The organism is Bradyrhizobium sp. Ec3.3 (assembly GCF_000472925.1).
GTDB lineage: Bacteria > Pseudomonadota > Alphaproteobacteria > Rhizobiales > Xanthobacteraceae > Bradyrhizobium.
The window spans coordinates 24,352-38,470 of record NZ_AXAS01000014.1; the positions used below are offsets into that span (position 1 = coordinate 24,352).

Annotated in this window: 13 protein-coding genes; 5 read left to right on the forward strand and 8 right to left on the reverse strand. The window is 64.9% G+C overall.

Annotated features, from left to right (window positions below):
* Positions 1–6: 6 nt before the first annotated feature.
* Positions 7–477: a type II toxin-antitoxin system RatA family toxin gene (locus YUU_RS0115735; RefSeq protein WP_027523251.1), complete on the forward strand. Its 471-nt coding sequence runs from the start codon at positions 7–9 to the stop codon at positions 475–477.
* On the opposite strand, the gene YUU_RS0115740 is transcribed toward YUU_RS0115735, so the two are convergent.
* The 8 genes from YUU_RS0115740 to YUU_RS0115775 all read right to left on the reverse strand — a co-directional run bounded on the left by YUU_RS0115740 (position 478) and on the right by YUU_RS0115775 (position 7,586).
* Positions 478–1,293, reverse strand: coding sequence for a cytochrome c (locus tag YUU_RS0115740; protein WP_027523252.1), 816 nt, complete (start codon positions 1,291–1,293; stop codon positions 478–480). It abuts the gene before it with no gap.
* Positions 1,293–2,915, reverse strand: coding sequence for a b(o/a)3-type cytochrome-c oxidase subunit 1 (locus tag YUU_RS0115745; RefSeq protein WP_027523253.1), 1,623 nt, complete (start codon positions 2,913–2,915; stop codon positions 1,293–1,295). Before YUU_RS0115745 ends, YUU_RS0115740 begins: the two co-directional genes overlap by 1 nt.
* The gene (locus tag YUU_RS0115750) at positions 2,902–3,468 is read right to left on the reverse strand and encodes a cytochrome c oxidase subunit II (protein ID WP_027523254.1); all 567 of its coding nucleotides are present in this window, start codon (positions 3,466–3,468) and stop codon (positions 2,902–2,904) included. The genes YUU_RS0115745 and YUU_RS0115750 overlap by 14 nt, the downstream gene beginning before the upstream one ends.
* Entirely contained in the window at positions 3,465–3,641 is a 177-nt protein-coding gene (locus YUU_RS60245; RefSeq protein WP_027523255.1) for a hypothetical protein, read from the reverse strand. The genes YUU_RS0115750 and YUU_RS60245 overlap by 4 nt, the downstream gene beginning before the upstream one ends.
* 8 nt (positions 3,642–3,649) lie before the next feature.
* A complete protein-coding gene (locus tag YUU_RS0115760) occupies positions 3,650–4,903 on the reverse strand; it encodes a cytochrome c (protein WP_027523256.1) in 1,254 nt (417 codons plus the stop codon).
* A 10-nt stretch (positions 4,904–4,913) separates the two neighbouring features.
* Positions 4,914–5,615: a c-type cytochrome gene (locus YUU_RS0115765; protein ID WP_027523257.1), complete on the reverse strand. Its 702-nt coding sequence runs from the start codon at positions 5,613–5,615 to the stop codon at positions 4,914–4,916.
* 183 nt (positions 5,616–5,798) lie between these two features.
* Positions 5,799–6,401, reverse strand: a complete 603-nt coding sequence (locus YUU_RS0115770) for a CinA family protein (RefSeq protein ID WP_027523258.1) — start codon at positions 6,399–6,401, stop codon at positions 5,799–5,801.
* 3 nt (positions 6,402–6,404) lie between these two features.
* Complete coding sequence (locus tag YUU_RS0115775; RefSeq protein ID WP_027523259.1) at positions 6,405–7,586, reverse strand: bifunctional 2-C-methyl-D-erythritol 4-phosphate cytidylyltransferase/2-C-methyl-D-erythritol 2,4-cyclodiphosphate synthase; 1,182 nt, start codon at positions 7,584–7,586, stop codon at positions 6,405–6,407.
* Between the two features lie 279 nt (positions 7,587–7,865).
* Here YUU_RS0115775 and dusB point away from each other — a divergent pair, with 279 nt between their 5' ends.
* The 4 genes from dusB to YUU_RS0115795 all read left to right on the forward strand — a co-directional run bounded on the left by dusB (position 7,866) and on the right by YUU_RS0115795 (position 14,118).
* The gene (gene dusB / locus YUU_RS0115780; protein ID WP_084801452.1) at positions 7,866–8,867 is read left to right on the forward strand and encodes a tRNA dihydrouridine synthase DusB; all 1,002 of its coding nucleotides are present in this window, start codon (positions 7,866–7,868) and stop codon (positions 8,865–8,867) included.
* Entirely contained in the window at positions 8,864–10,039 is a 1,176-nt protein-coding gene (locus YUU_RS0115785) for a nitrogen regulation protein NR(II) (protein WP_027523261.1), read from the forward strand. Before dusB ends, YUU_RS0115785 begins: the two co-directional genes overlap by 4 nt.
* 9 nt (positions 10,040–10,048) lie before the next feature.
* Positions 10,049–11,491 carry a nitrogen regulation protein NR(I) gene (gene ntrC / locus YUU_RS0115790; protein WP_027523262.1) on the forward strand — a complete coding sequence of 481 codons (1,443 nt, stop codon included), beginning with the start codon at positions 10,049–10,051 and terminating at the stop codon, positions 11,489–11,491.
* 254 nt (positions 11,492–11,745) lie between these two features.
* Positions 11,746–14,118: a PAS domain-containing sensor histidine kinase gene (locus YUU_RS0115795; protein ID WP_027523263.1), complete on the forward strand. Its 2,373-nt coding sequence runs from the start codon at positions 11,746–11,748 to the stop codon at positions 14,116–14,118.
* Position 14,119 lies beyond the last annotated feature (1 nt).

Here is a 14,119-nt window from a genome sequence, read left to right on the forward strand (position 1 = left end):
CGTCATATGCACCGAGTTTCGAGCAAGCACCGCGTCAACCATAGCGCGCCAGAGATGTTCGATCTGGTCGCCGATGTCGAGCGCTACCCGGAATTCGTGCCGCTGTGCAGCGCGCTGAAGGTGCGCCAGCGGGTTGCAAAACCCGATGGCACCGAGGTGCTGGTTGCCGACATGACGGTGTCGTTCAAGCTGGTCAAGGAATCCTTCACCAGCCGTGTGACGCTTGATCGCGCCAATCTGAAGATCATGGTCGAGTACCTGCAGGGGCCCTTCAGCAAGCTCGAAAACCGCTGGACCTTCGAGCCGAAGGGCGAGGGGGTCTGCGACGTCGGCTTCTTTCTGTCCTACGAGTTCAGGAGCCGCATGCTCGCGATGCTGATGGGCTCGATGTTCGACGCCGCCTTTGCACGCTTCTCCGCCGCGTTCGAGAAGCGGGCAGACGCGATCTACGGCCGGCGGAAGATCGCGTCGTCCTGATCAATCTACCGCCTTGACGATGTCAGGCGGTTGCGACGCGTAGTAGGCGGCAGCCTCGTCGATCTCCTGCGGCGTCATCGCGCGCGCGATGTTGCGCATCTGCTGGCTGATGTCGTTGCGCCGATCGCCACCGGCGAACGCCCGTAGCTGGGCCTTCATATAGGCCTCCGATTGGCCTTCGAGCCAAGGGCTGCCGACCTTGTTGTCGAGGCTGCCATGGCAGGAGCCGCAGGGTGCGATCCCCCGCATGGGCGCGCCGTAGATCACGATGTTGGGCTTCGGCAGTTGCGGTGTCGGATGATAGGCCGGCAGCCGCGGCAGAAAGGCGTAGTAAAGGGCGAGGTCGCCCATTTCCTGATCGGTCAGGCCGGTCGCAAACGGCGACATCACCGCGTTGGTGCGCGCGCCGGAACGGAAGTCGTGCAGCTCCTTGTAGATGACGGCGGCATATTGGCCGGCAAGATTGGGCGAATCCGCTCGGCTGATGCCGGTCGGACCGTGGCAGATCGCGCAGCGCTGTGCGAGCGTGGCGCCGCGTCCGATCGCTTCCTGGTTCGGACGTGACAGCGTGTGCGAGGTCAGCACGACCTCCGACAGGCGTTTGTCCTGCGCCTGCGCAGCAGCCGCCGCGGAGCGTTGCGGCACGCCGGCTGCGCTGCAGATCGCATCCCAGACATTGGCGAACTGAACCCAGGGCTGCGCGAACGGCAGCACGATGAAGCCGACAATCGCCGTTACAACGAAGATTGCAGCGGTGATACCGACGCTCGTCTTGAAATGGCGGTTGGTGAGGGTGAAAAGGTCGCGCGCACTCATCACTGCGCTCCCACATACACGGCCGGCACCGACGTGCCTTCGGTCAGTGCCAGCGTCAGGATCGGGTAGCCATAGTTGGTGATGGTGAGCCCGATCATCAGCGCCACCCACAGCGCGTGCGTGTTGAGCGCTAGCGGAACGGTCGCTGGCTGATGCACCGCGAGGCTGAAGCGATACGCGCCGGCCTCGACCGCAGGCGAGCGCATGCCGCGCGCCAGAATGACCAGGAAGAGAATGCCTGATGTCAGCAGGGTGAAGCCGCCGATGGCAGAGAACGTAACCGAGAGCGCCTGGGGCGCGATCGCGGGATCGGCGAAATCGAAATAGGCCATGCGGCGCGGCATGCCCAGGATGCCGACCCAGTGCCACGGGAAGGTGGTGATGATCATGCCGATGAACCACAGCCAGAGCTGGGTACGGATGAGGCGGAGATCGACGAACTCACGGCCCGTGAGATGCGGCCACAAATCATAGGCGATCGCGAAATACATGATCACGATGGCGCCGCCGAAGATCAGGTGGAAGTGGCCGGTGATCCATTGCGTGTTGTGGATCGAGCTGTCGAGCTGATAGCTCATGTTGATCAGGCCACCGGCGCCGCCGAAACCGAGCATCACGAAGGAGAAGGCGAGCGCCAGCATCATCGGATTGTCCCACGGCAGCGCCCGCATCCAGCCGAACAGGCCGTGACCACCGCGCAGGCGCGCTGCAATCTCGACGGAGGCGCAGATCGTGAAGACGGTCAGAAGCGTCGGCAGCGCGACCAGCGCGGTGAACGCGGAATGGACGAACTTGAAGCCGGCGCCGACCTGCGGATCGCCGAATGTATGGTGCATGCCGATCGGCATTGCCACCACCAGGAACAGAATGAAGGCGATCCGCGCCATGGTGTCGGAGTAGACGCGGCCGCCGATCGCGCGGGGCACGATGGCGTAATAGGCGATGTAGGTCGGCACCAGCCAGAAATAGACGATGGCGTGCAGCGTCCAGGAGAAGAACACGCGGGCAAGACCGGCGTCGATCGTGGCCTTCAGGCCGACCGCGACGGGGATGATCTGGAGCAATAGCTCGAGCGCGGCGCCAACCGCGGTCCAGGCCCAGAGATAGGAGCCCGCGACATTGGCGAACATCGCCAGCGGCACCGGCTTGCCGGGATTGGCCCCTTTCCAGACACGCAGATTGATCGACATCAGCGCGACCCAGATCCAGGACCCGACGACGACCAGCACGACGCCGACGTAGTAGAAGGGGCTGCCGATCAGCGGCGGATAGAAGGTGTAGAGCACGGAGGCGCGGCCGAGCGCGACCGGGATCATCGCCATGATGCTGCCGCCGACGATCAGCCAGAATCCGGCCCAGGCCCAGCGTACGCCGACCAGGCGCTGCTCCAGCGCGGACTCGCTGATCGCATAGCCAAATCCCATCGCGACCAGGGTCGGGAAGACGTAGCCCATGACTGTGCCGTGCGCAGTCAGCGAGCGGTAGTAGAGCTCGGGATTGGAAAGCCAGGTCCCGAGCGGGCTGCGGATGAACATCTGCCAGGCGCCGAGCGTGAGCGCCACGCCGAACACGGCGAAAGCCAGCCAGAAATGGGCGAGGACCAGCTTCCTATTGGCCAACACAGCTCAGCCTCCCGCTGCTCTTTGCAAGCTCCGCGAACTTCGCCTTGTCGATCACCCTGACCTTGCCCCACATGCCTTCATGACCGAAGCTGCAAAACTCCTGGCAGGGCATCAGATAGTCGCCGGTCCGCTCAAAGCGCATGAGTTGCTCGGAGACGTAGCCCGGCACCAGCATGGTGTTGATGTTGGTACCCTGGATCAGGATACCGTGGACCACGTCGGCGCTGGTGGCGCGCAACGTGATCGGCGTCTCGGCCGGCACCAGCAGGCAGGCGGGCGTGAAGGAATATTGCTGGCCGATCGCGCGCACCGTCACCGCGCCATTGGACTCCAGCACGCTGCCGAGATTGCTTTCGACGAATTCTCCTGAAAGATGCAGCCGCGACGGATCAGTGGTCTCGACGCGCGCCTGCGGCATGGTGGCGCGATGGATGCCGGCAATCGCCGCGATCACCGCCATCGCGACGATAATGATGACAGAGAGGGTCGCCCATCGCCGCTCGGTGCGCCGCGCAATCTCGGCGCCCTGATGTCCCGTGTCCTGTGCGCTCATTGCAGCGCCCCGCGCGGCAGGAAGACGAAGAGATAGAAAGCGAACCACATCATGACCACGCAGGCGGTTGCAATGCCGGCGAGCGCGATTGCGCCGGACGGCCCTCGCGCGACGACCTCGTCGACAGCCTGGTCGGCGGCGGCAGAGCTGGTCGGTGGATCAGAGTTGATCATGGCGCGTCTCAATTGAGGGGAGCGGAGCGCAGCTCGTTGGCCTCGCGCGCCGACACCGGCGTGCCGCGATTGCCCCAGGCCGTGCGGATATAAGAGACGACGGCGGCGATCTCGTTGTCCGAGAGCAAGCCGGCAAAGGGCGGCATGCCATAGGGCATTGGATTGCCCTCAGTGCCGGGCGGATAGCCGCCGTTGAGCACCATGCGGATCGGATTGACTGCCGATTGCATTTCGATCGACTGATTGTTGGCGAGCGGCGGCCAGTGTGGCGGCTTGCCTTCGCCCTGCGCGCCGTGACAGCTCGCACAGTTCTTGTCATAGACGGTCTTGCCGAGGCTGATGAGCAAGCTGCTTTCGGTCGTCGGCAGCGCCGAGCTCGCCGGCGGCGGAGGTGAGGGCTCCGAGATGCCCTTCAGGTAGACCGCCATCGCCCTGGTGTCCTCGTCGCTGAGATATTGCAGGCTGTTGTGCACGACCTCGGCCATGGGACCATAGACCACGCCGCGGGCCGAGACGCCGGTCTGGAGCAGGTCGGTGATGTCCTTGATGCTCCAGTCGCCGAGCCCGGCCTCGCGGTTGGACGTGAGCGAGGGCGCGTACCAGTTCTGCATCGGAATCAGCCCGCCCTTGAAGGCGTCCGACTGCGAGGTGCCGCCGAGCGCGTTGATCGGCGAATGGCACATGCCGCAATGGCCGAGACCCTCGACCAGATAGGCACCGCGATTCCACTCGGCGGACTTGGTCGGATCGGGCTTGAATTCGCCCTCGTTGAAGAACAGCGTGCGCCAGCCGAGAATGAGCTGGCGATTGGAATAGGGGAAGCGAAGGTCGTGTTCCCGGTTCCTCTGGTTCACGGGCGGGATCGACTTCAAATACGCGAAGATCGCCTCGCTATCGGCCCGCGTGACTTTTGTGTACGAGGCGAACGGCATCGCCGGATACATCAACCCGCCATCCGGAAAGCGGCCGGTGTGCATTGCTTTGTAAAAGTCCTCCGCGGTCCATTTGCCGATACCGGTCTCCCGATCCGGCGTGATGTTCGACGAGTACAACGTGCCGAAAGGCGTCGGCATGGCGCGCCCGCCGGCGAAAGTGCGGCCCTCGGGTGCCGTGTGGCAGGCGATGCAGTCGCCGGCGCGCGCCAGATACTCGCCGCGTGCCACGATGTTGTCGCTGGGCGGGCTGGCCTTCTGCTGCGCCTGGGCAGATCCGACGAAGACCGACAACAGCAGAGCGGCCAGGATTCGTGAACGCGATGGCATCCTCGTCTCCTCAATCCGGTTCGCTACCGCAGGCGAAGGGCAGCACGTAGGTGCCCTTCGGCGCCGGAGCGGCATTCACTGGCGCCGGGTGGTTCGCCAGCCATGCCGCGACGGCCGTGACGTCCTCCTCTGTGAGGCGGGCGGCCACCTGCTGCATGCAGTCTGGCGCCTTCGCAGTGCGGGTGCCATACCGCCATGCTCCGAGTTGAGCGCTGATGTAGTTCGGACGCAACCCGAGCAGGCCCGGAATTCCCGGCTCCATGCCGGTCAAGGCTGGGCCATGGCAGCTGCCGCACGCCGGTATCTGGCGCTGGGGATCGCCGCGCGTCACCAGTGACTGACCGCGCTGGAGAACCTCCTGGCTGGCATCGGTGGCTGCGACGGGCGGCAGCGCTGGATGCTGATCGGCGAAGTAGTCCGCCATCTGCTGGAGGTAGGGATCGGTGAGGAATTCCAGCAGATAGTTCATCGGCGGGTACTTCCGCCGGCCACTCTTGAACGCAAGAAGCTGGTTGTAGAGATAGCCGGCCGGCTTGCCCGCAAGGCGCGGGAAATAGACGTCGCTGGTGCCTTCGCCCTTGTTACCGTGGCAGGGCGTACAGGCCTCGACGCGCGCCGCCATCGTGTCGGGCGGCTGATTAGCCGCTTGAGCGGTCGCAAAATCGCAAGCGGCCAAGTACAGGACGATTGAGACCGCGCAGCGAGAGAACACGTTGCCGCCCTCCCGAATGTGGCGTCGGGTTGATTCCCGACGCGCAACTTTAGAGCGCCATTATTGCGGTTATGTGGGCAGGCGCAAGCTGGACCGTGACAGCGATGTTGCGGCGCGCGTCTAGCGTACGAGGCGCGAGCGCTTTTGACAAAAGTCGATCGAGACTTGATCGGAAGATCGCCATCAACCCCGTGGCGGCCTGCGCCGCTTGACCGCGCCACGGCGCGGCGAGCGCGCCACCCGCGGACGCAGGCGGCTGGCGGCTTCGCGGCGCGGCTTTGCGGCGGCTTGCGGGCCGCGGGCGAGGTCCATCAGCATGCGCAGAGCCTCGACGACCGAGCGTAGCCGTACGGCGGTGCGGCCGATCGCGCCAAATCGGTGCTCGCGATGGACGATGCGGCCATCGCGCGCGGCGGCGGCGAAGTGGACGAGCCCGACCGGCTTGCCAGGCGTCGCGCCGCCCGGGCCGGCGATGCCGGTGATGGCGACCGCAAGATCGACGCCCGCGCGCTCCAGCGCACCGACCGCCATCGCGGTCGCGGTCTCCTTGCTGACGGCGCCGAAATTCAACAGCGTGCTCGCCTCGACGCCGAGCATCGCGCGCTTGGCGTCATTGGAATAGGTGACGAAGCCGCGGTCGATGACGTCGGAGGAGCCTGGAATGTCCGTCAGCGCGCCGGCGACGAGGCCGCCGGTGCAGGACTCGGCGGTCGCGATCGTCAGCTTGCGCATCCGGCACAGATCGAGCAGCGAGCGGGAGAGGGCGCGTGCGTCGCTGCCGCCCATGGCCTAGACGCTCCAGGGAAGGCGGATGGTGGCGCTCGCGGTCGCCGCGATGCCTTCCTCGCGGCCGGTGAAACCGAGCCGCTCGCTGGTCGTGGCCTTCACCGCGACGCGCGAGATGTCGACGCCGGAGATTTCTGCGATCCGCGCGCGCATGGTGTCGCGCAAGGGACCGATCTTCGGCCGCTCGCAGATCAGCGTCACCTCGAGATTGGCGACGCGGCCCCCGCGCTGCGTAACGCGCTCGATGGCGTATTTCAGGAACTGGTCGGAGGAGGCGCCCTTCCACTTGGGATCGCTCGGCGGGAAGTGCGAACCGATGTCGCCGTCGGCGAGCGCGCCGAGGATGGCATCGACCAGCGCATGCAGGCCGACATCGCCGTCGGAGTGGGCCAGGAAGCCCTTGCTGTGCGGCACGCGGACGCCGCAGATCATGACGTGGTCGCCTTCACCGAAGGCATGCACGTCGTAGCCGGTCCCGGTCCTGATGTCGCCGAGCTGGCTGGCGAGGCGCGCTTCCTCGCGGACGAAGTCTTCGGGGGTAGTGAGCTTCATGTTTGCAACATCGCCTTCAAAGGTTGCGACCGTCAATCCCGCCCATTCGGCGATCGCCGCGTCATCTGTGAAATCAGTGCGTCCGTCCTTCGCCGCGCGACGATGCGCGTCGAGGATGACATCGAAACGAAAGGATTGCGGCGTCTGCGCGATCCGCAAGCGCGCGCGGTCCGGCGTTGCCTCGATCTGCCCGGCCGCGCCGACCAGCTTGACGGTGTCGTTGACAGCGATCGCGGGGATCGCGGCACTGTGGCGGCTGGCGGCTTCGATCGCGCGGGAGATCAGGGCCTGCGAGACGAAGGGGCGCGCTGCATCGTGGATCAGGACGAGATCCGGCTTGTGCGGGGCGAGCGCCTCAAGGCCGGCGAGCACGGAGGCCTGGCGCGTCGCGCCACCGCTGGTCGGGGGCTCGTGGCGCAGGCCTTGGACCGCAGCCGTGAACATGGCGCTGTCATCTGGGTTCAAGACCGGCTGCACCAGCGCGACGTCGGGGTGATTGCTAAAGGACTCCATGGCGCGAAAGATCACCGGCACGCCGCCGATCGCGCGGTATTGCTTCGGTCCGCCAGCACCTGCGCGAAGCCCGCGCCCGGCCGCCACGAGAACAACTGCGGTCCGCTCTGATTTCGCCATAGCGCTTAAATACTCAATTGGTAGTGATGATCGGGAAGAGGGCTGATTTTGGCATGCCTCTAGCACGGTCACCGCGGAAGAACACCGGTGATTGCCGGATTGTCAGCAACAGCTTTTTGCTGCACTGCACTTGAAAGATTGCAAGAACTGTCTAAACTGTAGGCATGACGCTTGACTGCACAAGAATTGTGCGCAAGATAGGTCATGGCAGGCGCGATGAGGCGCCGCCTTTGAGACGAGACGTCCGTGACCGGCCCGGTAGGATTAGGCGCTAAGCCGTTGAAAATAGGCGATATTGATGTCGCCAATCCGGTCTTCCTGGCGCCCATGTCGGGGGTGACCGATTCCCCCTTCCGGCGTCTGGCTGCGGAGCTTGGGGCAGGTCTCGTTGTGTCCGAAATGACCGCCAGCGACGAGCTCGCCAATGGCCACAGAATGTCCCGGTTGCGTTGCGAGGCGACTGGCCTCGGCCCGCATGTGGTGCAGCTTGCCGGCTGCGAAGCCCACTGGATGGCGGAGGGCGCCCGGATCGCGGAAGCGGAAGGCGCCGACATCATCGACATCAACATGGGCTGTCCGGCCCGCCACGTCACCGGCGGACAGTCCGGCTCAGCGCTGATGCGCGACCTCGACCATGCCTTGCGCCTGATCGAGGCGACGATCGCGGCTGTGAAGGTTCCGGTCACGCTGAAGATGCGCCTCGGCTGGGACGACCGCACCCGCAATGCGCCGGAACTGGCGCGGCGGGCGGAGGCCGCCGGCGTCAGGCTGATCACCGTGCACGGCCGCACCCGCTGCCAGTTCTACAAGGGCGAGGCCGATTGGGATGCCGTGCGCGATGTCCGCGCGGCGATTTCCGTTCCACTGGTGGTCAACGGCGACGTCACCTCATTCGAAAAGGCCGTGGCTGCGCTGGGGGCTTCCGGCGCCGACGCCGTCATGATCGGCCGCGGCGCGCAAGGCCAGCCCTGGCTGCCCGGCCAGATCGGCCGGCGCCTCCAGGGCGGGGCGGAGGAGGCCGCGCCCTCGCTGACCGAGCAACTCCATTATGCCCGCACGCTCTATGAGGGCGTCTGCGATCTCTATGGCTTGCGCATCGGCCTCAGGCATGCGCGCAAGCATCTCGGCTGGGCGCTCGACGTCGCCGCGCATCTCAGCCGCGCGCCGGCCGAGAAGCTGAAGGCGTGGCGCCAGAACATCCTCACATCCGAGGATCCGCGGGCCGTTCATCTCTCGCTGCAAGATGCCTTCGACGACTTCGCATGGAGCGCTGCTGCATGAGCTCAGCCGCTGAACATCGTCGGCCAATGCCGTCAAACGGCGATGCAATCCTCGACGCACTGCCCAATCCAGTGCTGCTGATCGGGCCGGACGGCAAGATCATCGACGCCAATATCGCGACGGAAGCGTTCTTCGAGATTTCGACTCAGTTCCTGAAGCGCCAGTCGCTCAAGGAGCTGGTACCGTTCGGCAGCCCGCTCCTCGCATTGATCGACCAGGTGCGCTCGTCGAACTCACCGATCAACGAATACAAGGTCGATCTGGGCACGCCGCGGATGGGCGGCGACCGCCAGGTCGATCTGCATGTCGCCCCGCTCACCGAGCGGCCCGGCTACATCGTGGTGATGCTCCAGGAGCGCACCATCGCCGACAAGATGGACCGCCAGCTCACTCATCGCAGCGCCGCACGCTCGGTGATCGCGCTCGCCGCGATGCTCGCGCATGAGATCAAGAACCCACTCTCCGGCATCCGCGGTGCCGCCCAGCTCCTCGAGCAGCAGGCCTCCTCGGAAGACCGCATGCTGACGCGGCTGATCTGCGACGAGGCCGACCGCATCGTCACGCTGGTCGACCGCATGGAAGTGTTCGGCGACGAACGGCCCGTCGTGCGCGGTCCGGTCAACATCCATTCCGTGCTCGACCACGTGAAGCGCCTCGCGCAATCCGGCTTTGCCCGCAACATCCGCTTCATCGAGGACTACGATCCCTCGCTGCCGCCGGTGCTCGCGAACCAGGACCAGCTCATCCAGGTGTTCCTCAATCTGGTGAAGAACGCCGCGGAGGCCCTGATCGACGTGCCCGACGCCGAGATCCAGCTCACCACCGCCTTCCGCCCCGGCGTGCGCCTGTCAGTGCCCGGTCAAAAATCCCGGGTATCCCTGCCGCTCGAATTCTGCGTCAAGGACAACGGACCGGGCGTGCCCGAAGATCTTCTGCCCAACCTGTTCGATCCCTTCGTGACCACCAAGCAGACCGGCAGCGGTCTCGGCTTGGCGCTGGTCGCAAAAATCGTCGGAGATCACGGTGGCATCATCGAATGCGAGTCTCAGCCGCGCAAGACCACCTTCCGCGTGCTGATGCCGATGTACTCGACCTCCATCAAACACGCCGATCAAAGCAGTCGCGCCGACTCTGCCGGGAAGCCGTCGCCTGCGTCACAGGGGGCAAAATGAGGATTGAATATGCCCGCAGGTAGCATTCTCGTTGCTGATGACGATACCGCCATCCGCACGGTTCTTAACCAGGCTCTGTCCCGGGCAGGGTACGAAGTCAGGCTGACCGGCAACGCCGCCACGCTGTGGCGCTGGGTCAGCCAGGGCGAGGGCGATCTCGTCATCACCGACGTGGTGATGCCGGATGAAAACGCCTTCGACCTGTTGCCGCGCATCAAGAAGATGCGGCCGAACCTGCCGGTCATCGTGATGAGCGCGCAGAACACGTTCATGACGGCGATCCGGGCCTCCGAGCGCGGGGCTTACGAATATCTGCCGAAACCCTTCGACCTGAAGGAGCTGATCGCGATCGTCGGCCGGGCGCTGGCCGAGCCGAAGGAGCGGACATCGAGCCCGGACGAAGATGCGGAGATGGAAGCGATCCCGCTGGTCGGCCGCTCGCCGGCAATGCAGGAAATCTACCGCGTGCTCGCGCGTCTCATGCAGACCGACCTCACCGTGATGATCACGGGCGAGTCCGGCACCGGCAAGGAGCTGGTGGCGCGCGCGCTGCACGACTACGGCAAGCGCCGCAACGGTCCGTTCGTCGCCGTCAACATGGCGGCGATCCCGCGCGACCTCATTGAATCCGAGCTGTTCGGACATGAGCGCGGCGCGTTCACCGGCGCCAACACCCGTGCCTCCGGTCGCTTCGAGCAGGCCGAGGGCGGCACGCTGTTCCTGGACGAGATCGGCGACATGCCGATGGAAGCACAGACGCGCCTGTTGCGCGTGCTCCAGCAGGGCGAATACACCACCGTCGGCGGCCGCACCCCGATCAAGACCGACGTGCGCATCGTCGCGGCCTCCAACAAGGACCTGCGCGTCCTGATCCAGCAGGGACTGTTCCGCGAGGACCTGTTCTTCCGCCTCAACGTCGTGCCGCTGCGTCTGCCGCCGCTGCGCGAGCGCATCGAGGACCTGCCGGATCTCGTGCGTCACTTCTTTGCACTCGCCGAAAAGGACGGCCTGCCGCCGAAGAAGTTAGATGCGCTGGCACTGGAGCGGATGAAGCAGCACCGTTGGCCCGGCAACGTGCGCGAGCTCGAAAACCTCGCGCGGCGCCTCGCCGCACTCTATCCGCAGGACGTCATCACGGCCTCCGTCATCGATGGCGAGCTCGCGCCGCCCTCAGTCAGCCCGGGTGCCGCCGTCCAGCAGGGCGTCGACAACCTCGGCGGTGCCGTGGAGGCGTATCTGTCCACGCACTTCCAGGGTTTTCCCAACGGCATGCCGCCACCCGGCCTCTATCACCGCATTCTCAAGGAGATCGAGATCCCGCTGCTCACCGCAGCCCTTGCCGCCACCCGCGGCAACCAGATTCGGGCCGCGGACCTGCTCGGTCTGAATCGCAACACGCTGCGCAAGAAGATCCGGGATCTCGACATCCAGGTCTATCGGAGCGGAGGCTAGTCCTCATCCACGGTCATTCCGGGGCGGTCCGACAGGACCGAGCCCGGAATCTCGAGATTCCCCAATGCGCAATTGCGCATTGGGGTTCGCTGCTTCGCATCGCTCCGGAATGGCTGCCCAGGCGGCCCCCTGTGGATGCGTCGGTCAGCCACGGTAGACACGCCGTGGAATTGTCGCAATTCGGCAACAATGTGATATGAATGCATCAGTATCCGTGATCCGCGGATCCCGTTTTCAGCATCACCATTGCCGGAATGACCAGCCCAGATACCTCGGCCGCGTCCTTTGATACGCCTCCACCTGACGAGCCCAAGCGCGGCCTATTGCGGCGCTGGCTGGCGCCGTTTGCGGTCGGTCTGGCGCTGCTGTCGGCCTTCCTGACATTCGTCGTCCTGACCGGGCTGACCAGCATCGAGCCGACGCCCGAGGTGGTTCGCTCCTTCCTGATGATCAACGCTGGCACGATTCTGCTGCTGGTCGGCATCATCGTCCGGGAAGTCTGGCAGATGGTGCAGGCGAGGCGGCGGGGCCGGGCGGCGGCGCGGCTGCATGTGCAGATCGTCGGCCTGTTCTCGGTGATCGCGGTATTGCCCGCCGTTCTGGTGTCGATCGTTGCCAACGTCACCATCGAACGCGGCCTCGACCGGCTGTTCTCGGGTTCCACCAAGCAGGTGATCCAGAACTCGCTGACGATTGCCGGCGCCTACATGCAGGAACATGCGCAGCTCATCAATGGCGACACGCTAGCGATGGCCAATGATCTCGCCCATGCGCGACCGCTGTATGACCAGGATCGCATGACTTTCATGAAGCTCATGACCGCCGGTGCCGCGGCGCGCAATCTGCCGGTTGCGGTGCTGATGGACAAGGACGGCAAAATCGTCGCAAGCGCTGATACTGGTATTCGCCTCAACTACGAACCGCCGCCGCCGGGCATCCTCAAGAACGTCAATGAAACCGAGCCGCAAATCTCGGTGTTCCCCGAAAACTACGTCGCATCCGTGGTCCGTCTGCGGGCCTACGACGACATGTTCCTGTACGTGGCGCGTCTGCTTGATCCAGCCGTCGTTGCCCAGCTCAAGCAGACGCAGACCAGCGCAGCCGAATATGCGCAGCTCGAAACGCGCAGGCTCGGCATCCAGGTGGCATTCGCATTGATGTTCGCGGTGATCGCGCTGACCATCCTGATGGCCTCCGTGCTGATCGGTCTCAACTTCGCCAACGGGCTGGTGGCGCCGATCCGCCAGCTGATGGGCGCTGCGAGCGAAGTCTCGACCGGCAATCTCAATATCCAGGTCCCCGTCCACAAATCCGAAGGCGATCTCGCCCAGCTCGGCGAGACCTTCAACAAAATGACCCAGGAGCTGCGCAGCCAGCGCGACGAGCTGGTCAGCGCCAGCGACCTGATCGACAGCCGCCGCCGCTTCATCGAGGCCGTGCTGTCCTCGGCCTCCGCCGGTATCATCGGCGTCGATGCCTCCGGCAGCGTCGGCATCCTCAACCGCTCGGCGGAGAAGCTGATCGGCCACGCCGAATCCGAGACGCTCGGCCATCCCTTGTCGGAAGTGCTGCCCGAGCTCGACGACATGATGAAGACCGCGCGGGAAGGTACCCAGCGGCTGGTACAGGGCCAGATCACCATCCTGCGCGACGGACAGGAGCGCAACCTGTCGGTTCGCGTCAGCGCGGAAAAGACCAGCCAGCCGCGCGACAGCTACATCATCACGCTCGACGACATCACCGAGCTCGTCTCGGCGCAGCGCACTTCGGCCTGGGGCGACGTGGCGCGCCGCATCGCCCACGAGATCAAGAACCCGCTGACGCCGATCCAGCTCTCTGCCGAGCGCATCCGCCGCAAATTCGGCAAGACCATCACCGAGGAGAAGGACAAGTCGATCTTCGACCAGTGCACCGATACCATCGTGCGCCAGGTCGACGACATCAGACGCATGGTCGACGAGTTCTCGCGCTTTGCGCGCATGCCAAAACCCGTGATGGAAGGCGAGGATGTCGTCGATACCGTGCGGCAGGCGGTGTTTTTGATGAAGGTCGCTCATCCCGAGCTCGACATCGAGACCACTTTCAAGGACGACCCGCTGCGCGCGCAATTCGACCGCCGGCTGATTTCCCAGGCCGTCACCAACATCGTCAAGAACGCGACGGAAGCGATCGAGCAGGTGCCGCCGGAAGAGCTTGGCAAGGATGGTGGAAAGGGCCGCATCGATGTCGTGGTCTCGCGCGAGGCCCAGGACGTGCTGATCGACGTCGTCGACAACGGTATCGGCCTGCCCAAGGTCGCGCGCTCGCGGCTCCTTGAGCCGTATGTGACAACTCGGGCCAAGGGCACCGGCCTCGGGCTTGCGATAGTCGGCCGCGTCCTGGAGGACCATGGCGGGCGCATCGAATTGAAGGATGCCTCCGACTTCCGGGAAGGCCAGCGCGGTGCCTGGATGCGGATGCGTTTTGCGGTCTCGGGCCATGCCAACACCATCGAGGTGAAGGACGCGGCTCAAAAAGCCCGGGAAACACCCAAAGAACCGGACACAAAGGCGACGGCCGCCGAAACCAAAGAGCCGGCAGAAACGACTAATGATGCAACAAGAATCAAAGCCTCAACGGGCAACTGAC

Bases quoted from the DNA above. Each gene is read 5' to 3' on its own strand.
- YUU_RS0115740 (WP_027523252.1), bottom strand. From the start codon at position 1,293: ATGAGTGCGCGCGACCTTTTCACCCTCACCAACCGCCATTTCAAGACG.
- YUU_RS0115760 (WP_027523256.1), bottom strand. From the start codon at position 4,903: ATGCCATCGCGTTCACGAATCCTGGCCGCTCTGCTGTTGTCGGTCTTC.
- YUU_RS0115750 (WP_027523254.1), bottom strand. From the start codon at position 3,468: ATGAGCGCACAGGACACGGGACATCAGGGCGCCGAGATTGCGCGGCGC.
- YUU_RS0115795 (WP_027523263.1), top strand. From the start codon at position 11,746: ATGACCAGCCCAGATACCTCGGCCGCGTCCTTTGATACGCCTCCACCT.
- YUU_RS0115770 (WP_027523258.1), bottom strand. From the start codon at position 6,401: ATGGGCGGCAGCGACGCACGCGCCCTCTCCCGCTCGCTGCTCGATCTG.
- YUU_RS60245 (WP_027523255.1), bottom strand. From the start codon at position 3,641: ATGATCAACTCTGATCCACCGACCAGCTCTGCCGCCGCCGACCAGGCT.
- YUU_RS0115775 (WP_027523259.1), bottom strand. From the start codon at position 7,586: ATGGCGAAATCAGAGCGGACCGCAGTTGTTCTCGTGGCGGCCGGGCGC.
- ntrC (WP_027523262.1), top strand. From the start codon at position 10,049: ATGCCCGCAGGTAGCATTCTCGTTGCTGATGACGATACCGCCATCCGC.
- YUU_RS0115785 (WP_027523261.1), top strand. From the start codon at position 8,864: ATGAGCTCAGCCGCTGAACATCGTCGGCCAATGCCGTCAAACGGCGAT.
- YUU_RS0115735 (WP_027523251.1), top strand. From the start codon at position 7: ATGCACCGAGTTTCGAGCAAGCACCGCGTCAACCATAGCGCGCCAGAG.